This is a genomic window from Bartonella sp. AA126HLJHH, assembly GCF_042197425.1.
GTDB lineage: Bacteria > Pseudomonadota > Alphaproteobacteria > Rhizobiales > Rhizobiaceae > Bartonella.
Window position 1 is genome coordinate 229,306 of sequence record NZ_JBHIRU010000001.1, and the last position, 22,656, is coordinate 251,961.

At 37.3% G+C, this 22,656-nt stretch carries 19 protein-coding genes; 10 read left to right on the forward strand and 9 right to left on the reverse strand.

Annotated features, from left to right (window positions below):
- The first annotated feature begins 1 nt into the window (after nt 1).
- Nucleotides 2-799, forward strand: coding sequence for a ParA family protein (locus ACFIQC_RS00780; protein WP_273790170.1), 798 nt, complete (start codon nt 2-4; stop codon nt 797-799).
- 41 nt (nt 800-840) lie between these two features.
- The gene (locus ACFIQC_RS00785) at nt 841-1,737 is read left to right on the forward strand and encodes a ParB/RepB/Spo0J family partition protein (RefSeq protein WP_375629114.1); all 897 of its coding nucleotides are present in this window, start codon (nt 841-843) and stop codon (nt 1,735-1,737) included.
- Between the two features lie 23 nt (nt 1,738-1,760).
- Here the strand turns inward: ACFIQC_RS00785 and ACFIQC_RS00790 are convergent, their stop codons facing one another.
- From ACFIQC_RS00790 to dapF, 7 genes are all read right to left on the reverse strand, one after another.
- Nucleotides 1,761-2,228: a hypothetical protein gene (locus tag ACFIQC_RS00790; RefSeq protein ID WP_375639857.1), complete on the reverse strand. Its 468-nt coding sequence runs from the start codon at nt 2,226-2,228 to the stop codon at nt 1,761-1,763.
- Between the two features lie 195 nt (nt 2,229-2,423).
- Nucleotides 2,424-2,921 carry a hypothetical protein gene (locus tag ACFIQC_RS00795; RefSeq protein ID WP_375629108.1) on the reverse strand — a complete coding sequence of 166 codons (498 nt, stop codon included), beginning with the start codon at nt 2,919-2,921 and terminating at the stop codon, nt 2,424-2,426.
- Between the two features lie 2 nt (nt 2,922-2,923).
- Entirely contained in the window at nt 2,924-3,685 is a 762-nt protein-coding gene (gene gloB / locus ACFIQC_RS00800; RefSeq protein ID WP_375629105.1) for a hydroxyacylglutathione hydrolase, read from the reverse strand.
- Between the two features lie 62 nt (nt 3,686-3,747).
- The gene (locus tag ACFIQC_RS00805) at nt 3,748-4,434 is read right to left on the reverse strand and encodes a septation protein A (protein WP_375629102.1); all 687 of its coding nucleotides are present in this window, start codon (nt 4,432-4,434) and stop codon (nt 3,748-3,750) included.
- Nucleotides 4,431-5,684, reverse strand: coding sequence for a signal recognition particle-docking protein FtsY (gene ftsY / locus ACFIQC_RS00810; protein WP_375611333.1), 1,254 nt, complete (start codon nt 5,682-5,684; stop codon nt 4,431-4,433). The genes ACFIQC_RS00805 and ftsY overlap by 4 nt, the downstream gene beginning before the upstream one ends.
- Before the next feature lie 14 nt (nt 5,685-5,698).
- Complete coding sequence (mtaB, locus tag ACFIQC_RS00815; RefSeq protein ID WP_375620902.1) at nt 5,699-6,982, reverse strand: tRNA (N(6)-L-threonylcarbamoyladenosine(37)-C(2))-methylthiotransferase MtaB; 1,284 nt, start codon at nt 6,980-6,982, stop codon at nt 5,699-5,701.
- Nucleotides 6,982-7,833 carry a diaminopimelate epimerase gene (dapF, locus tag ACFIQC_RS00820; RefSeq protein WP_375620903.1) on the reverse strand — a complete coding sequence of 284 codons (852 nt, stop codon included), beginning with the start codon at nt 7,831-7,833 and terminating at the stop codon, nt 6,982-6,984. Before dapF ends, mtaB begins: the two co-directional genes overlap by 1 nt.
- A 224-nt stretch (nt 7,834-8,057) precedes the next feature.
- Here dapF and ACFIQC_RS00825 point away from each other — a divergent pair, with 224 nt between their 5' ends.
- The 8 genes from ACFIQC_RS00825 to lpdA all read left to right on the forward strand — a co-directional run bounded on the left by ACFIQC_RS00825 (nt 8,058) and on the right by lpdA (nt 19,186).
- A complete protein-coding gene (locus ACFIQC_RS00825) occupies nt 8,058-8,603 on the forward strand; it encodes an AprI/Inh family metalloprotease inhibitor (protein ID WP_375620904.1) in 546 nt (181 codons plus the stop codon).
- A 98-nt stretch (nt 8,604-8,701) separates the two neighbouring features.
- Nucleotides 8,702-9,901, forward strand: coding sequence for a cell division protein ZapE (zapE, locus tag ACFIQC_RS00830; protein ID WP_375706625.1), 1,200 nt, complete (start codon nt 8,702-8,704; stop codon nt 9,899-9,901).
- A gap of 288 nt (nt 9,902-10,189) precedes the next feature.
- Complete coding sequence (gene mdh / locus ACFIQC_RS00835; protein ID WP_375611328.1) at nt 10,190-11,152, forward strand: malate dehydrogenase; 963 nt, start codon at nt 10,190-10,192, stop codon at nt 11,150-11,152.
- 86 nt (nt 11,153-11,238) lie between these two features.
- Complete coding sequence (gene sucC, locus ACFIQC_RS00840; protein WP_375639874.1) at nt 11,239-12,435, forward strand: ADP-forming succinate--CoA ligase subunit beta; 1,197 nt, start codon at nt 11,239-11,241, stop codon at nt 12,433-12,435.
- A gap of 3 nt (nt 12,436-12,438) precedes the next feature.
- Nucleotides 12,439-13,341 (forward strand): succinate--CoA ligase subunit alpha, encoded by a 903-nt coding sequence (sucD, locus tag ACFIQC_RS00845; protein ID WP_375620907.1) that lies wholly within the window; start codon nt 12,439-12,441, stop codon nt 13,339-13,341.
- Between the two features lie 162 nt (nt 13,342-13,503).
- On the forward strand, nt 13,504-16,503 hold the full coding sequence (locus tag ACFIQC_RS00850; protein WP_375706605.1) for a 2-oxoglutarate dehydrogenase E1 component: 3,000 nt from the start codon (nt 13,504-13,506) through the stop codon (nt 16,501-16,503).
- 33 nt (nt 16,504-16,536) lie between these two features.
- Complete coding sequence (gene odhB / locus ACFIQC_RS00855; protein ID WP_375622075.1) at nt 16,537-17,748, forward strand: 2-oxoglutarate dehydrogenase complex dihydrolipoyllysine-residue succinyltransferase; 1,212 nt, start codon at nt 16,537-16,539, stop codon at nt 17,746-17,748.
- A 31-nt stretch (nt 17,749-17,779) separates the two neighbouring features.
- Nucleotides 17,780-19,186 carry a dihydrolipoyl dehydrogenase gene (gene lpdA, locus ACFIQC_RS00860; RefSeq protein WP_375620910.1) on the forward strand — a complete coding sequence of 469 codons (1,407 nt, stop codon included), beginning with the start codon at nt 17,780-17,782 and terminating at the stop codon, nt 19,184-19,186.
- A 987-nt stretch (nt 19,187-20,173) separates the two neighbouring features.
- Here the strand turns inward: lpdA and ACFIQC_RS00865 are convergent.
- Together ACFIQC_RS00865 and ACFIQC_RS00870 are read right to left on the reverse strand one after the other, a co-directional pair.
- Nucleotides 20,174-21,412 (reverse strand): saccharopine dehydrogenase NADP-binding domain-containing protein, encoded by a 1,239-nt coding sequence (locus ACFIQC_RS00865; RefSeq protein WP_375706606.1) that lies wholly within the window; start codon nt 21,410-21,412, stop codon nt 20,174-20,176.
- A 54-nt stretch (nt 21,413-21,466) separates the two neighbouring features.
- Nucleotides 21,467-22,564 carry a carboxynorspermidine decarboxylase gene (locus ACFIQC_RS00870; RefSeq protein ID WP_375620959.1) on the reverse strand — a complete coding sequence of 366 codons (1,098 nt, stop codon included), beginning with the start codon at nt 22,562-22,564 and terminating at the stop codon, nt 21,467-21,469.
- Nucleotides 22,565-22,656 lie beyond the last annotated feature (92 nt).

The window sequence follows — 22,656 nt, forward strand, 5'->3', positions numbered from 1 at the left end:
AATGAGCGAAACACGAATTATCGCTATTGCAAACCAAAAGGGTGGAGTCGGAAAAACAACCACAGCAATTAATCTTGCTACAGCTTTAGCGGCTATTGGTGAAAATGTCCTTATTATGGATGTTGATCCACAAGGTAATGCTAGTACAGGTTTAGGGATTGATCGTAATAGCCGTCCTTTATCTTCTTATGATGTTTTGGTTTCGGGCGTTTCAATTACACAGGCGGCTTTAAAAACAGCCGTACCCAATCTTTATATAGTTCCTTCTACACTTGATCTCTTAGGTGTGGAAATGGAAATTTCTTCATCAAAAGATCGCATACAACGTTTACGTAAAGCTCTCTATGATGATCCGGAAATGGAAAAAAAATTCAATTATATTTTAATTGATTGTCCTCCCTCCCTTAATCTTTTAACACTTAATGCTATGGGGGCTGCGGATTCTGTTTTAGTGCCTATGCAGTGTGAATTTTTAGCACTTGAAGGTTTAAGTCAATTACTTGAAACAGTAAAACAAGTGCGATCCGTACTTAATCCATCTTTAGAGATCCAAGGTATTGTTTTAACAATGTATGATGGACGTAATAACCTTTCAAATCAAGTTGTTGAAGATGTACGCTCTTTTATGGGAGATAAAGTTTATCGTACTGTTATTCCACGAAATGTAAGAGTATCAGAAGCGCCTTCTTTTGGCAAACCTGTATTGCTTTATGATCTTAAATGTGCTGGGAGCCAAGCTTATTTGCGTCTAGCATCAGAAATGATTCAACGTGAAAAACAAGCACGTGCTGCTGCTTAAAAATGTAAAATTTTTTGTAAGAAAACTCAAAGAGCAAAATTATGAACGATGATCTATCAAAAAAAAGACTAGGACGTGGATTAGCGGCATTGATTGGAGATATCAATTTAAACAACAATATTGCACGTTCATCAAGCTTTGATAAATTAAATGAATCCGGTAGTCTTTCTGAGCGATTTATTTCTATTGAATCTATTTCATGTAATCCTCACAATCCTCGGCGTCATTTTACTGAAACAGAGCTTGATAATTTGACACAATCAATTCGTCAACACGGTGTGGTTCAACCGGTTATTGTGAGGCCTTTAAGAGATCATCCTCATCAGTTTGAATTGATTGCGGGTGAACGGCGCTGGCGTGCAGCACAACGTGCAAATTTAAGTCAATTACCCGTTATTATTCGTGATGTGGACGATAAAACGGCTTTGGAATTGGCAATTATTGAAAATGTTCAACGTGCAGATCTTAATCCTATCGAAGAAGCAAAGGGATATGAGATGCTTCTAAATGAACATGATTATACGCAAGTAGATTTAGCGCAAGTTATAGGAAAAAGTCGTAGTCATGTTGCAAATACGCTTCGTTTGTTAAAACTTCCAGAAAAAGTACAACAATTCTTAACTGATGGACAACTTTCTGCAGGTCATGCACGTTGTCTTATAACCGTTGATGATCCACAAAATTTAGCTGAGAAAATTATTCGTGAAGGGCTTTCAGTACGTCAAACAGAAATACTTGCATATGAGCAAGCTAATCCTAAAACTAAAAAACGTACCAATTTGGAGAAAGATGCTGAAACAAAATCTTTAGAAAAATTACTTGCAGATGTGATAGGAATGAAAGTTATTATTCGACATGGTAAAAAAGGTGGAGATTTAAAAATACATTACTCTTCATTAGAACAATTAGATGAAATTTGTCGGCGTTTACAAAGTTAATCAATTGTTCTAAAAAGATTTTTTTAACAGTTATCTTTTAAAATTTTTATTATTCTATACATATGCTCTTTAGCAAATTCTATATTGCTTGAAGGTAAAAAGTTTTTTTCATAAGTAGAATTTTCTTCATCAGTAAGTACATACAATGTCGCTTGAAGTGCTAGGTGAGCAATAACAAACTCTTTCGGTGTTATATTATTTTCTTTTAAAATATTCACAAGTTTTGGATTATTAGAAATATAGGCAGCGTATTTTTCAATATTATCATTATAAGTATTGAAGTCACTTTTTTTATTTATTTGTTCTGGTTCTGAAGATAAATTTTTACATTCTATTTTGATTTTTTCCAGCTTTAAAAGAAGATCTTCTGTTAAGGGATAATTTGCAATGAAAGGCGGTATAAAAGAAAGATCATCTATTTCTTGTTTTTTTTCTTGAGCGTATGATGCAAAAGGAAAAATGAAGAAAAAGCACAAAAGAAGTTTAAACATGACTAAAAATTATCCTTTCTTTTTTGAATTTCAATAAATATTTTTTCGTCTGTTATTCTTTATTTTTATAAAAACATTTGTTAAATATAGTCGAAATAAACACAATTATTAGGAATGATAAAAACACGGTGATTTTTAATGCACGGACTTTTTTATTAGATTAATGGGATGATATTTTTAATGTGTCATAGCTGATTAGTTGCTCAAAATGAGTTTTTCACAGCTATCTAAAAGAATTGTCGCTTTAAAAAAATGTTTTTTAACAAATTCAAGATTGTTTAGAAATATAGTATTTTTCTCAGTAGAATATTCCTTTTCAGGTACAAATATGAGAAGCGTTGATATTTCTTTAAGAGCTAAGGTTCCTGAAGCAAAATCTTTCGATGTTATATTATTTTCTTTTAAAATATTTACAAGTTTTGGTTTACTAGAAATATAGGTAGTGTAATTTTCAATACTAGAGTGGATACTAGAATCATAAGTTATAAGATTATTTTTTGTTTCTGGAAGTAAGTTTTTACATTCTTTTTCAATTTTTTCCAGCTTTAAAAGAAAATCTTCTGTTAAGGGATAATTTGCAATGAGAGATGATATAAGAGAAGAATTATCTGTTTCCTTTTCCTCTGCCCTTGTTAGTTGAATATGTATCACGAAAAGAAAAAGGAGGAACAAACGTAATACGAACTTAAGCATGGTTAAAAATTATCCTTTCTTCTTCGAATTTCAGCAAAAACTTCTTCATCTGTTTCTTCTTCCATTACAAGGTTTCTTCGCAATACACTATCATCCCAGCGAAGAAAGGGATTGGTGGCTTTTTCTTGCCCTAAGGTTACTGGTAAAGTCATAGCGTTTTTTGCACGTAGCAAAAAAACTTCCTCTATTCTTTGGTGGAGTTTTTTATTATGTGGGTCAATTGTTAGTGCGAAAAGAGCGTTATTTTTTGTATATTCATGTCCACAATAAAGAAGTGTTTCATCAGGAAGTTTACGAAGTTTTTTTAAAGAATTCAGCATTTGTGCTGGTGTTCCTTCGAAAAGACGTCCACAGCCCAATGAAAAAAGTGTATCTCCAGCAAAGAGTAAATTATTTTCAGGAAAATAGTAAGATAATGCGCCTAGAGTATGACCAGGTGTTGAAAGAGCTAAAAGAAGGTGTGAGCCAAAAGAAAAACTTTCATCAGGTTGAAGTGTTTTATCAAGATGATCAATCTTTTCTTTTTCTGCTTCTGGTCCGATAACCGTAGTGTTGTAAACTTGTTTTAATTCTGATAGGGCTTCTACATGGTCGTGATGATGATGAGTTACAAAAATAGTGTTAAGTGTCCAATTGTGGCGCTTTAAGGCGTTGTGAATCGCTTTGCCTTCAGGAGCATCTATTGCAGCTGTCATACCACTTTTTTCATCATGAAGGAGTACACCGAAATTGTTTTCTCGACAAATAAACTGTTCAATCAACATATTTTTTCTCCCGAACAGTGTTTGGCGATGAATCTATAAAATAATCGGTAGTGATGATTTTTTTAAGAATCAGATTTGTCCTCTTCTGTAAAAAGTCCTTTTGAATGTTTTATAATTATAGGCATTTGGGTAAGCATGAAAAGGACTGTTATAGGCATGACGCCAAATACTTTGAAACTTGTCCAGAAATTATCGCTAAAATTACGCCAAATTATTTCATTCAAAATGGCAAGAAAAATGAAAAAAAACGCCCAACGATAGGTAAGTTTTTGCCAACCTAAATCATCAAGTTTTAAGGTAGAATCAAGAGCATAACGTAAAAGTGGTTTTTTAAAAAACATCCCACCAAAAAGTATAAAAGCAAATAAGCTATTAATGATTGTTGGTTTCATTTTTATGAAAGTTTCATTATGAAGCCAGAGAGTTAGAAAGCCAAAAACTAAAACAAATATTCCTGAAATAAGAGGCATAATAGGAATTTGTCTTGCAAGGATCCATGATAAGTTTAGGGAAATAATAATAGCTACCATAAAAATAGCTGTTGCAGGGAAAATAGGCTTACTAAAATTTTGAAAAAATCCAATGTTTTTTATCAGCCATTCTCCCTTATAATTGGCAAAAAAGAAGGCAACCAATGGACCCATTTCCAAAAGAAACTTAAGTGTTGGTGAGAGAGAATTTTTTTTATTGTTATTCATCTTTTTTTCAGAATTATTGTGTAAATTAGGATTAGATAAAGGCTGTTTCATGCGTGTTTTCCTGCAATAGTTTCGGCAAAGTCAGAAGCAGAAAAGGGTTGAAGGTCTTCAATATCTTCTCCTATACCGATAAAATAAACGGGTAATTTATATTTTGCTGCGATAGCGACAAGAATTCCTCCTCGTGCAGTTCCATCTAGCTTTGTCATAACTAAACCATTAACACCAGCAATATCACGGAAAATGTCCACTTGGTTGAGTGCATTTTGTCCGGTTGTTGCATCAAGAGTTTGAAGGATTGTGTGGGGTGCTTGGGGGGTGTGTTTTTTTAAAACACGAATAATTTTTGCCAACTCATCCATTAATTCAGATTTATTTTGTAAACGCCCTGCTGTATCAATAATTAATACATCACTGTTTGTTTTTTTTGCTTTTTCATAAGCATCAAATGCTAAGCTGGCGGCATCTGCACCCAATTTTGTCGAAATAACAGGAGAATTGGTACGTTCACCCCAAATGTGTAGTTGCTCAATAGCAGCGGCTCGGAAAGTATCACCTGCTGCCAGCATAACTTTTAATCCCCCTTCTGTTAATTTGGCTGAAAGTTTTCCAATAGTTGTCGTTTTTCCAGTGCCATTTACACCTACCAGCAAAATAACATGAGGTTTATGGCTGAGATCAAGTTCTAATGGTATTGCAACAGGTTCCAGAACTTTTTTGACCTCATCAGCTACAATAGTATGAATATCATCTGGGGAGAGGTTTTTTCCGTAACGACTGGAAGCTAAAGTATTTGTGATGCGTGTTGCCGTCTCTACACCTATGTCAGCTTGGATAAGAATATCTTCGAGCTCTTGCAATGTATCTTCATCAAGTTTTCTTTTAACAAAGAGATCGCCAATTGATCCGCTTAGGCGTTGTGAAGAAAGGGATAGGCCTTTTTTAAGGCGCCCAAACCACGCTGTTTTTTTTTGTTCAACAGAAGGTTCAGATAAAATTTCTTCATTCTTTTTTTCACGGATGTTGTCTGTGACAATAATTTTACCAGAAAAGGGAATTTTATCAGAATGGGATTCTAGAAATGGAGATTTTTCATCATATTTTGTAAGTATTGACTCTGGATTTTTTGTTTGTTCTTCTTTTTCTGTGTTTATAGAGATTTGATTATTTTTTGTCTTTTCATTTTTGTCTTTATTTTCTTCTATTATATCGCTTTTATCAGGAATAGAAATCTGTTGTTCAATTTCTTGCTCTTGAGATTTGTTAAAAGAGAATATTTTTTTTATAAAAGATTTAGTCATAAGAATTCTCCTGCTCAAGCAGCGTTTAATTTTGGAGGGACAGCAATCAATTTATCGCCATCATGATCAACGATAAGGGCTTGAACAATTGTTCCTGCTTTTGCACCTTTAACTTGTACAAGAGTATAATCTTCTGTTCGTCCGATTTCATCTTTTTCAACGAGAATTGTTTGTAGACTGTTTTGTAAATGAGCAAGATGCTTTTTGTAAGCCATATCACCTGCTTTACGCAATTTTTCAGCACGCAGCTTAATTATTTTACGGTTGATTTGTGGCATACGTGCGGCAGGTGTTCCTTCTCTTGGACTAAAGGGGAAGACATGGAGATGGGTTAAATTACAATCTTTGATTAAGGCAAGACTATTTTGAAACATCTCTTCTGTTTCTGTAGGAAAACCAGCAATTAAGTCGGCACCATAAACCATTGTAGAACGTTTGGCACGCAATTCTTGGCAAAATTGAATGGCATGTTCGCGCAGATGACGCCGTTTCATCCGTTTTAAAATCATATTATCACCTGCTTGCAAAGATAAATGCAAATGGGGCATGATTCTTGTTTCATAAGCTAAAAGATTTATGAGTTCTTCGTCTGCTTCAATAGAGTCAATAGATGAGAGGCGTAATCGGGCTAAGTCAGGGACATGATGCAAAATAGCTGAAGTTAATTTTCCTAGAGTAGCTTTTCCAGGAAGATCGTGGCCATAACTTGTAAGGTCAACACCTGTAAGGACCACTTCTTGGATACCCCCACCTATCAGCTTTTTAATTTGTTCTATGACAGCACCCATGGGAACTGAACGAGATGGTCCTCGTCCATAAGGAATAATGCAAAATGTACAGCGGTGATCGCATCCGTTTTGTACCTGTACAAAAGCGCGGGTGCGCTCTTGCATTGCACTGACCATATGTGGAGCAATTTTTTGTACTTCCATAATGTCATTGATATGCACCTTTTCAGAATGATTAATACCAAAATCAGGAAGTTGACGATAAGAATGAGCGTGAAGTTTATCTTCGTTTCCTAAAACAAGATCTACTTCTGTCATTGAGGCAAAATTTTGTGCTTCTGTTTGGGCTGCACACCCTGTTACAATGATATGCGCATGAGGATTTTCACGCCTTGCTTTGCGGATAGCTTGTTTTGCTTGTCGTACGGCTTCGGCAGTGACAGCACAGGTATTAAAGATAATAGCACCATCTTTAAGTTGATCTAGCCCTGAAGAAGTACTTTCTTTGCGAATGATTTCCGATTCGTAGCTATTAAGTCGACAACCAAAAGTTACAATTTCTATTGCCATCAGGAGTGATCCTTTTTGTAGCACCCTGTTAAAGGGCTTAAAAAACCACTAAAGTGATATTTAATTGGTCCTGTCATGATAATATGATCGTCTTCTCGGTAAAAAATATTAAGTGTTCCCTTTGGTAAATTTACATCAACATGGCGCTCTGTAAGTCCACGACGATAAGCAGCCACTGCACTTGCACAAGCAGCACTCCCACATGCTTGTGTTAATCCTGCCCCTCGCTCCCATGTACGTAAATTTAGACTTTTCTTTGACGTTATGCAAGCAATGGAAATATTGCACCGTTCGGGAAACAGGGGATCATGTTCAAGTTTTGGCCCATATTTTTCTAATGGAATATGTTGAATATCATTTTCAACAAAAAAGATAGCATGGAGATTGCCAATGGATATGAGACAAGCGTCTTTTAGGGGACCAGCCATAATTTCTACGTGATTGGTATCAACTATTTCACGTGAAACAGGCATCTCTTTTGCATTGAAATTTGGGCATCCCATATCAACAGAAATGAGATTATCGGTTTGGTATTTTCCTTCAATAATTCCAGCGGGAGTTTCTAAATGAAATTTTTCACCAAAATTGTGATCTTTAAGCCATGCGATGACACAGCGGGTACCATTGCCACAAGCTTTAGCTATTGATCCGTCGGCATTCCATATTTCTATGCGGAAGTCGGTTTTTTTCTGAGTTGGTGTGTGGATAGCCATGATTTGATCAAAATGCATTTCAGGATCTGCCGACAAAGCAAGGATTGCTTGTGGTGTAAGAGCGTATGTGCTTTCACGCATATCAACAACAATAATTTGATTTCCAAGACCGTCCATTTTGCTAAATGGCGTTTTCATGAAACTTCTCTATTTCTAATGTTACTTGTAAAAAGATATATGGCTGAAAATATTATAAATTTCTAGTGTTTAATAAATATAAAATTGGGTACATAAATTATTTCTTTTAAAATAAGTGATTTTAACCTGTTTTTTTTAATTTGTTAATTTATCTTTGTAACTATAACAAATATTCGCTTAATTTTTTTGTGAACTTATTTATTGTCGTGGGAGAGAGTACAGACATGGCGTTTTCAAAAGTTTCGTTTTTCGTTGCACTATCAACTGTAATGTTTTTAGGGGGATGTTCAACAACACGGTTTGATGGTAATGACGATGGTAACGCATTAGAAGTTTTTTATCCATCTCAACAAATGACAATATTAGAAGCGTCTGATCTGTCGTCTACTTCTTCGTCGATATCTGAAGATGCAAACGCTCCGATGTATGAAAAAGGAGATTCTCAGAGCGATGGACGAATGGCTAGTCTCGAATTGCCAAGTAATGCCACTGATTTATTTCCTGCAAGTGTTGCTGGGGTATGGAATCTTTCTATGGGAGGAAAAGTTTGCCGGATTGCAACTCCACAAACAAAGTTTGGACAAGGGTACCGTGCTGGTCCTTTACACTGTCCAGGAATTGCTTCCCAAGTGAGATCGTGGGCTGTTAAAGGAAAAAGATTATATTTTTATAATAACTCTGGACGTGTTATCCTCGTTCTTTATTCTTCAAATGTTGATCGTTTTGAGGGACGTACACTTGATGATCATCCCGTTATTTTAAGTCGTTAAATCATTTTTGATCGTTTATGATAAACTAAACTAGACGGACAGATTCTTGAAAAGTATTTGTATTTTTCATTGAGATCAGTTTGAAAAAGGTTTTTTGGATGATTCTCGTTTCAACACGTTATAAGGAGCTTGTCGCTAAAGGAGAGGTTTGTTTTGATCCCGCTCAATTAGCTATAACAGAATATTTTGATCATTTATTAAAAAAAATTGCGGAACAAAATATCTCTCATCCTTTGCCTTGGATATTTTGCTCTTTCTTTAACAGAATATTTAAAAGGAAAAAACAAAATATTTCTTGCGTTGTAAAACAAGGAGATGAAACAGGTTTTTTTCAGGGACTGTATATTTATGGTGAAGTAGGACGGGGCAAAACCATGCTGATGGATTTGTTCTTTTCTTGTTTGCCTAAAGGTCATAAAAAGCGTGCCCATTTTAATGATTTTATGGCTGATGTGCATGAGCGTATTAATTCTTATCGTCAAGCATCTGGGTGTACAAAATTTAAACAAGATAATCCTATTTTAGCTGTTGCTGAAGATCTTGCACGAGAAGCAAAAGTACTTTGTTTTGATGAGTTTAGTGTAACGGATATTGCTGATGCTATGGTATTGGGGCGGCTTATTTCTGCTCTGTTTGATAAAGGAATTTTCTTTATTGCGACTTCAAATGTGGCGCCGGATAACCTTTATTGTAACGGTTTGAATCGTGAGCTCTTTTTGCCTTTTATTCAAGTTTTGAAAGCATATGTTCGTGTTGTTAATCTTGATGCAAAAACAGATTATCGCCTTGAAAAATCAAATCTACAACAGATGTATGTATCGCCGTTGGGGGTCCAAGCAAATGAATATATGGATCAAGCATGGGCACTTGTATTGCAAGGACATAAGGAGATGTCTGATGAGCTTTCTATAAAAGGGCGCTTTATTCCTATTCCGCGCTTTGGTGCAGGATGTGCTCGTTTTGATTATGGGGATTTATGTGCAAAGCCTTTGGCCGCGGCTGAATATTTGTTATTAGGAGAGCATTATCATACGATTTTTATTGATAATGTACCGGTCATGGATGATACATGTCGCAATGAAACAAAACGGTTTATTTTGCTTATTGATATTCTTTATGAGCGGCATATACGGTTGTTTATGTCGGCAGCCGCAGGGATAGGGGATTTGTATAAAGGGCATGCGCAGATTACGGAAACATTTGAATTTCAAAGAACACAATCACGTCTTTTCGAAATGCAAAGCTACGATTATTTAAAACTTTGGGAAGAACATTTTCTTTTGAAGAAGAAGCATTGATTATACTTTTACCTTTACGTAAACTGTCAAAACAATAACTTTTTGAAATTAAAGAAATATAATAATTCTGTTGTATTTTTTTTAAATTCACTTTATCGATACATCGTGATAATTTTCTAATAGTTGTTTCAGCGGAGGGTTGTTGTTTCTGTAAGGAGATAAATTTGTAAATTTCATTTCTTTACTCCTTTTTATGATATTGTTTGAATATGGTTGAAGTCAAAATATTCAGTATACGGACGTTGATTGGGTGTGCGCTGAATTATCTAAAAGTTAGGAAAAAATAAAATGGCACGGAAAAAAATAGCTCTCATTGGTTCAGGTATGATTGGTGGTACTTTAGCACATATTATTGGGCTTAAAGAGCTTGCTGATGTGGTCTTATTTGATATTACAGAAGGTGTGCCACAAGGTAAGGCTCTAGATATAGCCGAATCTTCTCCCGTTGATGGTTTTGATATCAGTCTAAAAGGTGCTAATGCTTATGAAGCAATTGAAGGTGCTGATGTTGTTATTGTAACAGCAGGCGTTGCGCGAAAACCTGGTATGAGCCGTGATGAACTTTTGGGCATTAATTTAAAGGTTATGGAACAAGTTGGAGCTGGAATTAAAAAATACGCTTCTTCAGCGTTTGTTATTTGTATTACCAATCCCCTTGATGCGATGGTGTGGGCATTGCAGAAATTTTCAGGTCTCCCTACACATAAAGTGGTTGGGATGGCTGGTGTTCTTGATTCAGCGCGTTTTCGTCATTTCTTATCTGAGGAATTTAAGGTCTCTATTAAAGATGTGACAGCGTTTGTTTTAGGGGGCCACGGTGATACAATGGTTCCTCTCGTGCGTTATTCAACGGTTGGTGGTATTTCTTTGCCTGATCTTGTAAAGATGGGCTGGACAACACAGGAAAGAATTGATCAAATTATCCAGCGTACCCGTGATGGCGGTGCAGAAATTGTTGGTTTGTTAAAAACAGGTTCTGCTTATTATGCACCAGCAGCTTCTGCTGTTTCTATGGCTGAGGCTTATCTAAAGGACACTAAGCGTGTTGTGCCTGTTGCAGCTTATCTTTCAGGAGAATATGGGGTTAATGATACCTACGTTGGTGTTCCTGTTGTACTTGGTGCAGGTGGTGTTGAACGAGTCATTGAAATTGATCTTGATAAGGAAGAAAGAGGTGCTTTTGATCATTCAGTAAATGCGGTTAAAAAGCTTTGTGAAGCTTGTATTGCTCTTGTACCTAGTCTCAAGTAAATTGAACAAGGTTTAATTCATTAAAATAAGTATAGAATATTAAAACTTTAGGATTAATAAGATCCATAAAAGAAAAGGACAAATGCATGAATATCCATGAGTATCAGGCCAAACGTCTGCTTCATGAATATGGAGCACCAATTGCAAATGGTGTCGCTGTTTATTCTGTAGAGCAAGCTGAAAAATGGGCGGAAAAATTGCCCGGACCTCTCTATGTGGTTAAAAGTCAGATACACGCTGGTGGTCGTGGTAAGGGTAAGTTTAAAGAACTTGGTCCTGATGCAAAGGGTGGTGTTCGGCTTGCACAATCTGTTGAAGAAGTTGTTGCAAATGTTCAAGAAATGCTTGGAAAAACTTTGGTAACCAAACAAACTGGTCCAGAGGGTAAGCAGGTCAACCGCCTTTATATTGAAGATGGTGCCGATATTGAACGGGAGCTTTATCTTTCACTTTTGGTTGATCGTAGCGTTGGTCGAATTGCTTTTGTTGTTTCAACAGAAGGTGGAATGGATATTGAAACGGTTGCTGAAGAGACACCAGAAAAAATATTCACGCTTCCCATTGATGCTGTAGAGGGTGTTACTTCTGCTGATTGTGCAAGACTTTGTGATGCGTTGAAACTACAAAGTAGTGCGCGAGAAGATGGTGAAAAGCTTTTTCCGATTTTCTATAAGGCATTTTGTGAAAAAGATATGAGCCTTTTAGAAATCAATCCGCTTATTGTGATGAAAGATGGTCACTTGCGTGTTCTTGATGCGAAAGTTTCTTTTGATAATAATGCTCTGTTTCGTCATCCAGATATTTTAGAATTGCGCGATCTTTCAGAGGAAGATCCAAAGGAAATAGAAGCATCAAAGCATGATCTTGCTTATGTTGCTCTTGAGGGTACGATTGGTTGCATGGTTAATGGTGCTGGGCTTGCTATGGCAACAATGGATATCATTAAGCTTTATGGAGCAGAGCCAGCGAATTTTTTGGATGTTGGTGGTGGAGCATCAAAAGAAAAGGTGACAGCTGCTTTTAAGATTATTACGGCCGATCCAAATGTTAAGGGCATTTTGGTTAACATTTTTGGTGGTATTATGCGTTGTGATGTCATTGCTGAAGGTGTGGTTGCTGCTGTTCGTGAGGTTGGTTTAAAGGTTCCCTTGGTTGTTCGTCTTGAAGGTACTAATGTTGAGCAAGGTAAAGCAATTATCAATGAGAGTGGTTTGAATGTTATTCCTGCTGATGATTTAGATGATGCTGCCCAAAAAATTGTTGCAGCCGTGAAGGGAGCTTAAGCTATGTCAATTCTTGTGAATAAAGAGACAAAAGTTCTCGTTCAAGGGCTTACAGGAAAAACAGGAACATTTCATACAGAACAGGCGCTTGCTTATCATGGTACGCAAATGGTTGGTGGCGTTAATCCTAAAAAGGGTGGAGAAACATGGGAAGGTTCAAAAGGCGAAACTCTTCCTATTTTCGCTAATGTTGCAGAAGCAAAAGAAAAAACAGGCGCGGATGCTTCCGTTATTTATGTTCCTCCTGCAGGGGCTGCGGCAGCTATTATAGAGGCTATTGAAGCTGAAATTTGTTTAATTATCTGTATTACGGAAGGTATTCCCGTTATGGATATGGTTAAAGTGAAGGCGCGATTAGAAAACTCAAAGTCTCGTCTTATTGGTCCTAATTGTCCCGGTATTCTTACACCAAATGAATGTAAAATTGGTATTATGCCTGGTTCTATTTTTAGAAAAGGTTCTGTTGGGGTTGTCTCGAGGTCGGGAACTTTAACTTATGAAGCCGTTTTTCAAACGAGTCAGGAAGGTCTCGGACAAACGACTGCTATAGGGATTGGTGGCGATCCTGTTAAGGGCACTGAATTTATTGATGTGTTGGAAATGTTTTTAGCGGATGATGAAACCGAGTCTATTGTTATGATTGGTGAGATTGGTGGTTCTGCTGAAGAAGAAGCAGCACAGTTTTTGCAAGATGAAGCAAGAAAAGGTCGTAAAAAGCCAGTTGTTGGCTTTATTGCTGGCCGTACGGCTCCTCCAGGACGTACAATGGGACATGCTGGTGCTGTTATTTCTGGTGGTAAAGGTGGAGCAGAAGATAAAATTGCGGCAATGGAATCAGCTGGGATTCGTGTGTCTTCTTCGCCATCACAGATAGGTAAGACTTTGATGTCAGTTTTGAAAGGCTAAAAGAAAGTTTCACCTGAATAAGAAAAGGTTCTTAGATTCAGGTGAAAAAACTTGAGTATAAAAAGGTAAAACTTTTTTGAATGTTCAAATTACTGCTTGTTTGTAAGCATTTAAAGGTCAAAAGAGATATAAGGAGACGGAATAGATGTTCCGGAGAGGTATATGGCAAGGCAGGACGAAATAAATAGCCTTTTTGCACAGACATCATTTCTTTATGGTGGGAATGCGGATTATATAGATCAACTTTATGCTCAATATGAAAAAGATCCTACCAGTGTTGATTCACAGTGGCGTGCTTTTTTTGAAGGACTTCATGATAATAAAGAAGATGTTCTTAAAAATGCTGAAGGAGCAACATGGCAGCGTGATCATTGGCCATTAAAAGCAGAGGGTGAATTGGTTTCTGCTCTTGATGGTGATTGGTCTTCTCTTGAAAAATATCTTGGCGATAAATTAAAGGAAAAAGCAATAACAGGTGCTGCACAAAAGGGAAAAACTTCCAGTAAACAAGATATTATTCGTGCAACACGTGATTCCATTCATGCAATTATGATGATTCGTGCGTTTCGAGAACGGGGACATCTTCATGCGCAGCTTGACCCTCTTCAATTGGCCGAAAAACAAGAAGATTATAAGGAACTTTCTCCAGAAGCTTATGGTTTTACTCCAGCTGATTACGAGCGTCCCATTTTTATTGATAATGTTTTAGGGTTGGAATATGCAACTATTCCGCAAATGCTTGAGATTCTCAATCGTACCTATTGTTCAACAATCGGTGTGGAATATATGCATGTTTCTGATCCGGTTCAGAAAGTATGGCTTCAAGAACGTATTGAAGGGCGAGATAAAAAAAATTCTTTCACACAACAAGACAAGAAAGCTATTCTGAATAAGCTTATTCAGGCGGAGGGATTCGAACAGTTTTTAGACACTAAATATAAAGGTACAAAGCGTTTTGGACTCGATGGTGGTGAGGCGCTGATTCCCGCTCTTGAACAGATTATCAAATGTGGTAGTGCTTTGGGGGTGCAGGAAGTTATTTTAGGAATGGCGCATCGTGGTCGTTTAAATGTTCTTTCACAAGTTCTTGCCAAACCGCATAGGGCTATTTTTCATGAATTCAAAGGGGGATCTTACAAGCCTGATGATGTGGAGGGATCCGGTGATGTTAAATATCATTTGGGAACTACCGCTGATCTGGACTTTGATGGTAAAAAAGTTCATTTATCACTGTTGGCCAATCCATCTCATCTTGAGATTGTTGATCCGGTTGTTATGGGAAAAGCACGTGCTAAACAAGATCAACTTATGGGACCTGCGCATACTGATTTACTCCCATTAAGTGAGCGTTCAAAAGTGATGCCATTGCTTATTCATGGTGATGCCGCTTTTGCAGGACAAGGCGTTATCCAAGAAACTTTTGGTCTTTCAGGTCTTAAAGGTTATCGTGTTGCAGGCTCACTTCATGTTATTATTAATAACCAGATTGGTTTTACAACATCTCCACGTTTTTCACGTTCTTCGCCTTATCCATCAGATGTCGCAAAAATGATTGACGCACCAATTTTCCATGTGAATGGTGATGATCCTGAGGCAGTTGTTTTTGTTGCCAAAATAGCAACAGAGTTTCGCCAAATTTTCCATAAACCAGTGGTTATTGATATGTTTTGTTATCGCCGTTATGGGCATAATGAAGGTGATGAACCTTCCTTTACGCAGCCGCTTATGTATAAAGCAATACGTAATCATAAAACAACTCTTCAACTCTATAGTGATCAATTGGTAGCAGAAGGAATGATTACTTCGGAAGAGATTGAGCAACAAAAAAAATTATGGCGCGATAAACTTGAAGGTGAACTTGAAGAAAGTGCTTCTTATAAACCTAATAAGGCTGATTGGCTTGATGGGAGCTGGACGGGACTCAAAGCTTTTAGTAGTTCTGATGAGCAGCATTCTAGAACAACCGGTGTTGAATTAAAAACTTTAAAGGAAATTGGTCAGAAAATTGTTGAAATTCCGGCGAATTTTCACGTTCACAAAACCATTCAACGTTTTTTAAATAATCGTGCTAAAATTTTTGAAACCGGTGAGGGGGTTGATTGGGCAACCGCTGAAGCTTTAGCTTTTGGTTCACTTTGTTTGGAAGGAGCGCCGGTTCGTCTTTCAGGTGAAGATGTTGAACGGGGAACTTTTTCACAACGTCATTCAGTTCTTTATGATCAAGAGAATGAAGCGCGTTATATTCCTTTGAATCATTTACAAAAAGGGCAAGCGCTTTATGACGTTGTTAATTCTATGCTTTCTGAAGAAGCTGTTCTTGGTTTTGAATATGGATATTCTCTTGCTGAACCACGAGGGTTAACACTTTGGGAAGCACAATTTGGTGATTTCTCTAATGGTGCACAGGTCATTTTTGATCAATTTATTTCATCCGCAGAGCGTAAGTGGCTTCGTATGTCTGGTCTTGTGTGTTTATTGCCTCATGGTTTTGAAGGGCAAGGGCCGGAGCATTCTTCTGCACGTTTAGAACGGTTTCTTCAACTTTGTGCGGAAGATAATATGCAGGTTGCTAATTGTACAACCCCTGCAAATTATTTTCATATTTTGCGTCGACAAATTAAGCGTGATTTCCGTAAGCCATTGATTTTGATGACACCGAAATCACTTTTACGTCATAAGCGAGCTGTTTCTCTTCTCAATGAAATGGGGCCAGAAACAAGTTTCTGTCGTGTGTTGCTTGATGATGCAGAATGTCTCAAAGATTCTGTCATTAAGTTGCAAAAAGATAATAAGATTCGCCGTGTCGTTCTTTGTACTGGTAAGGTTTATTACGACCTTTATGAAGAACGTGAAAAAAAGGGTATCGATGATGTTTACCTCCTTCGTATTGAACAGCTTTATCCTTTCCCTGCAAAAGTTTTGGTGAATGTGTTGTCGCGCTTTTTGCAGGCGGAAGTTTTTTGGTGCCAAGAGGAACCAAAAAACATGGGGGCTTGGTCATTTATTGAGCCTTATTTGGAATGGGTTTTGACGCATATTAATGCGCAATATTCACGTGCTCGTTATGCAGGTCGTCCTGCGAGTGCGTCACCGGCCTCTGGGTTAATGGTGAAACACCTTGAACAACTGGCTGCGTTTCTTAAAGACGCGTTAGGTTCTTAATTTATTACTACTCTGAATGTATGGAAAAATATTATGACTACTGAAATTCGTGTTCCTACTTTGGGCGAATCGGTTACCGAAGCAACGGTTGGTAAATGGTTTAAAAAACTTGGCGAAGCTGTCGCTATGGATGAGCCTTTGGTTGAATTAGAAACTGATAAGGTAACCGTTGAAGTTCCTTCTCCTGTTGCTGGAAAATTATCTGAAATCATTGCAAAAGAAGGCGATACGGTTGAAGTAAATGCTCTTTTAGGAGTGGTGAAAGCTGGAGAAGCTGGTGTCTCCCAATCATTTTCACCTTCTGCTACACTTGTTCCAGCGCCTTCATCTGAATCGGAGAAACCTGCTTTGAGCAGTGCAATGCCTCCTTCTCCTTCAGCAGCAAAATTGATGGCTGAAAATAATGTTGCAAAAAGCGATATTTCAGGTTCTGGAAAACGTGGACAAATTCTTAAAGAAGATGTTCTTGGTGGATTAAAACAAAGTACAAATGCCCCTACACCCTCTTCTTCTGCGACGAGTTCTTCGACAACTCCTGTCCAAGAAACACGTGAAGAGCGGGTTCGTATGACGAAATTGCGTCAAACAATTGCTCGCCGTCTTAAAGATGCACAAAATGTAGCAGCAATGTTAACCACATTTAATGAGGTTGATATGTCAGCGGTGATGGATTTGCGCAAGCGTTATAAGGATCTTTTTGAAAAGAAACATGGCGTTAAGCTTGGTTTTATGGGTTTTTTTACCAAGGCTGTTTGTCATGCATTAAAAGAACTTCCTGCTGTTAATGCCGAGATTGATGGGACAGATATTGTTTACAAAAACTATGTAAATGTTGGAATTGCTGTTGGAACGGATAAAGGGCTTGTGGTTCCAGTGGTGCGAGATGCAGATCAAATGTCATTGGCAGAGATTGAAAAAGAGATTGGTCGTTTGGGGCGTCTTGCGCGTGATGGAAAATTAGCCGTTTCTGATATGCAAGGTGGAACTTTTACCATTACCAATGGTGGTGTGTATGGATCGTTGATGTCAACACCGATTTTGAATGCACCACAATCTGGTATTTTGGGAATGCACGCGATTAAAGAGCGAGCAATGGTTGTTGAGGGCCAAGTTGTGATCCGCCCCATGATGTATTTAGCGCTTTCTTATGATCACCGTATTGTGGATGGGCAAGAGGCTGTAACTTTCCTTGTGCGTGTTAAGGAAAGCTTAGAAGATCCGGAACGCCTTGTTCTTGATTTGTAAAATACAGTTTTCAGGATGAAAGGAGAAACGGATGTCTTATGATGTGGCTGTGATCGGAGCGGGTCCAGGTGGTTATGTAGCAGCAATAAAGGCGGCGCAACTGGGACTTAAAGTAGCAATTATTGAAAAGCGTACAACATTAGGAGGAACATGTCTCAACGTTGGTTGTATTCCTTCTAAAGCGTTGTTGCATGCTTCAGAAGTGTTTGCTGAAACCCAGCATGGTTTTGAAACGCTTGGTATTTCTATTGGTAAATCTAAGCTTAATCTTGAACAAATGATGGTTCATAAGAAAGCTGTGGTGACAGCCAATACCAGTGGTGTTTCTTTTTTGATGAAAAAAAATAAAGTTGATACTTTTTTTGGGACAGCCAAAATTTTGAGTGCGGGTCATGTGGAAGTTGTTGCCAGAGATGGTAATAAACAAACAATTGAAACAAAAAATATTATTATTGCTACCGGTTCAGAGAGTTCAGGAATTCCAGGGGTGAATGTTGAAATTGATGAAAAGACTATTGTTTCTTCTACGGGAGCCCTTTCACTTGAAAAAGTACCAGCGCATATGATTGTAGTGGGTGCTGGTGTCATTGGTTCAGAACTTGGATCAGTTTGGAGCCGTTTGGGTGCTAAGGTGACCATTATTGAGTATCTTAATAAAGTTTTGGGCTCAATGGATGGTGAAGTTTCACGGCAATTTCAGAAATTAATGGAAAAACAGGGGATTGAATATAAAACGGGTGCAAAGGTGACAGCTGTTACACAATCTGGCTTAACTGCTCAGGTGAGCTTTGAATCTGTCAAAGGTGGTGAGGCTGAAACTTTAGAGGCTGATGTTGTGCTTATTGCTACTGGACGTTCTCCTTATACAGAGGGGCTTGGCTTACAAGAGGCTGGTGTTCAGTTAGATGAACGCGGATTTATTGCAATTGATGCCCATTGGCAGACGAATGTTCCAGGAATTTATGCAATTGGTGATGTCGTAAAAGGGCCAATGTTAGCACATAAAGCAGAGGAAGAAGGCATTGCTGTGGCAGAGATTTTGGCAGGTCAAAAAGGGCATGTTAATTTTGATGTTATTCCTAGTGTTGTTTATACACAGCCGGAAATTGCGAGTGTAGGAAGAACAGAAGAAGAGCTAAAAACTGCTGGTATTGAATATAATGTTGGCAAATTTCCTTTTATGGCCAATGGTCGTGCACGTGCAATGCAAAAGAGTGATGGGTTCGTTAAAATCCTTTCTGATAAAAAAACAGATAGGGTATTAGGAGGACATATTCTTGGATTTGGTGCTGGTGAAATGATCCATGAAATTGCAGTTTTAATGGAATTTGGTGGTTCATCAGAAGATCTGGGACGTTGTTGCCATGCACATCCTACCTTATCAGAAGCCGTGCGTGAGGCAGCTTTGGCAACATTTGCTAAACCACTTCATATTTAAAAAGCTTTTAAAAAGTACATTTTAAAAGGCACGGGGGGGCAGAAAATATTAGTGAAGCATGCAACAAAAAAAGGAATATAACCAATAGTATTGGAATGTTCCATTTGTTGTATGCTTTTCGATAATTACTTTTTTAGATATCTGTTGTGCAGTTTTGATTGATTATCCTGTTGTGCACTATCGTTTAGAGCAGTGGTGTTTAGTCTATGTAAAGTTTTATATATGGGGTAGTTTTTATACTGTTATAAAATATTTAAGATAGGATTCCGAGCTTATCTGCGTGTTTTGTGTTAAGCAAACATCTCTCAAAATGCTCAAATCTACTTCGCGATGGTGGCTCGTGAATGGTATAACTGTAAAGTTCCTCTTGAAATATATGAAATTCATTCAAACTGTTACAAGACCTATTGTGCACCATCATCTTTATGTTTAGTAAAAGTACACACTGACATTATAATACACTTTTTCAGTTTTCAATATTGCTAAAGCTCTTTATTATTTGAGCGTTTTCATAAGAGAAATTTGTCATTTTTTACTCATACGCTTGCTTTGTTTGTGATGTGCAGACAAAAGATTTTAATTGCTTCAATGTGAGAGAGTTTGTGATTAAGATAATCTTATAGTATTCAGCGTAACGTTATATATGAAGAGGGAAGGGATTGAATATTCTACAAAATACCGCTCTTCTTTAAAAGAGCGGTATTTTTATATCTTTTGTTTATGACACTATCTTTTTGATGATAATGACAAGTTATACAGTGTGATTAAATTAGTTTTTTCTTCTCTGTTTTTTTGATCATTGCTCGCTATGTCTTAAAAAGATGCTATGTCTCTTCTTTAGGGTTGTTAAGAAATCACAATGTTGCCAAAATATAACGAATAGCTAAAATTTTTTTGAAAACCATAATTACACGAGAATATTAAGTTTGTTTTCATTGGGCAGTTTTGTGATAACTTAAAAAATCAACTATATGCTTTCTATAGGTATTAAAATTGTAATTTTTTATCCTCTTGTTGTTCTCTTATAAAAGTGGGAAGCCCCATATGATCAAGATATTTAAGGAAAGGGTGGGGTGGTAATTCTTCTACATTGACCATAGTTTTAACATCCCATTCGCTTGTGGCAATAAGAAGAGCTGTTGCGGCTGCTGGTACGCCAGCTGTATAGGAAATGCCTTGTGCCCCAGTTTCATGAAAAGCTTGTTTGTGATCGGCTATATTATAGATAAAAATTTCTCTCGAGTTTCCATCTTTTTCGCCTTTAATAAGATCTCCGATACAGGTTTTTCCTGTGTAGTCTGGGGCGAGAGAGGAAGGGTCGGGTAAGACGGCCTTTACGACTTTCAAGGGCACGACTTCTTGTCCTTCTGCTGTCTTAATGGGCTGTTCAGATAAGAGGCCAAGATTTTTTAGAACCGTAAAAACAGTGATATAACGATCACCAAATCCCATCCAGAAACGGACATTCTCTACATCAAGATTTTTGGAAAGTGAATGAATTTCATCATGTCCTGTCATATAGGCTTTGTGTTTTCCCACAACGGGAAGATCCCATTCATGGCTGATTTCAAACATTTTATTGGAAGTCCATTTTTTATTTTGCCATGACCATACTTGTCCTGTAAATTCACGGAAGTTAATTTCTGGATCAAAATTTGTAGCAAACCAACGTCCATGATTTCCGGCATTAATATCAATAATATCAATATCTGTGATTTTATCAAAATAATCATCGCGCGCTAATGCAGCATAAGAATTCACTACACCTGGGTCAAAACCTGCTCCTAAAATAGCGGTTATACCAGCTTTTTCACATTCTTGACGTCGAGGCCATTCATAATTGCCATACCAAGGAGGTGTTTCACAAATTTTCAATGGGTCTTCATGAATTGCGGTATCGATATAAGCGCATTTGGTTTCAATACAAGCTGAAAGAACAGACATATTAAGAAAGGCAGAACCAACATTAATGACAATTTCGCATTTGGTCTTTTGGATGAGCTTTATAGTTTCTTCTACATTCATGGCATTGAGCGAATGGCTTTTGAGAACACCCTGTTCTTTCATTGTGTTTTTTTCTTTAATAGAAGCAATGATGGCCTCACATTTTTTGAGTGTTCGTGAAGCAATATGAATTTCACCAAGAATATCGTTGTTTTGAGCGCATTTATGCGCAACAACTTGTGCAACACCTCCGGCACCAATAATGAGAACATTTTTTTTCATTGTAGGTCCATCTCCTTTTTAATACTGTTGTATGACGTTTTTTATGGTTTATCTTTATGAAAGGCTTTCCTGATAGTCGTTATAGCTGAATTGGCGTTGAAGTGTTAATGTACCATCGCACTCTTTGAGAACAATAGCAGGCATTGTAACGCCATTAAACCAGTTTTTCTTGACCATTGTATAACCTGCTGCATCCTGAAAAGACAGTCTATCGCCTATTTTAAGAGGTTTTTGAAATTGAAATGTTCCAAAAATATCGCCGGCAAGACAAGACTTTCCACAAATCATAATTTCGTGTGGACCTTGATTGGGTTCTAATTTGGCATTCTCACGATAAATGAGAAGATCAAGCATATGTGCTTCAATTGAGCTATCAACGATGGCTAGATTCTTTTCATTATACAATGTGTCAAGAACACTGACTTCTAAAGTGGTGCTTTTGGTAATAGCAGCTTCTCCTGGTTCTAGAAAAAGAGTGACACCATGAGTTTTAGAAAATTGTTTTAAGCGTTTTGCGAAAGCTTCTAGAGGATAATTTTCAGCCGTAAAATGGATTCCGCCGCCAAGGCTTATCCAGTCAACAGCAGAAAAAAGTTCTGCAAATTTTTCTTCCATATACCCAAGCATTTGGTTAAAAAGATTAAAGTCAGCATTTTCACAATTGTTATGGATCATCAATCCGTTGATAAGAGGCAGAACTTCTTTGATAGCGCTTTGGTTTGTTTCTCCTAAGCGGCTAAAAGGGCGAGAGGGGTTGGCAAGATCAAAATTTGATGCGCTCATTCCTGGGTTTAACCTTAAACCTCTTTGAATGGTTTTTGTTGCATCAGAAAAGCGTTGAAGCTGTTGGATGGAATTAAAGATGATTTTATCTGCATAACCACAGGCTTCATCAATTTCATCATCTGCCCAAGCCACTGAATAAGCATGGGTTTCTTTGCCAAATTTTTCTCTTCCTAAACGCAGTTCATAAAGGGATGATGATGTGGTTCCATCCATGAACTCAGACATTAAATCAAAAACACTCCATGTGGCAAAACATTTCAAAGCAAGTAAAATTTTAGCTCCGGACATTTCCCGTAAACGAGAAATTGTTTGCATGTTTTTGATGAGTTTCGATTTGTCTATAAGATAGTAGGGGGTTTTTATCATCATTTATTCATTCTTTTTTGTAGGATCTTATTGCCAAGATCAACGTTTAGTACAAAGAGTAACAGAATGTCTCAAGAAAAAAGAATCTTAAG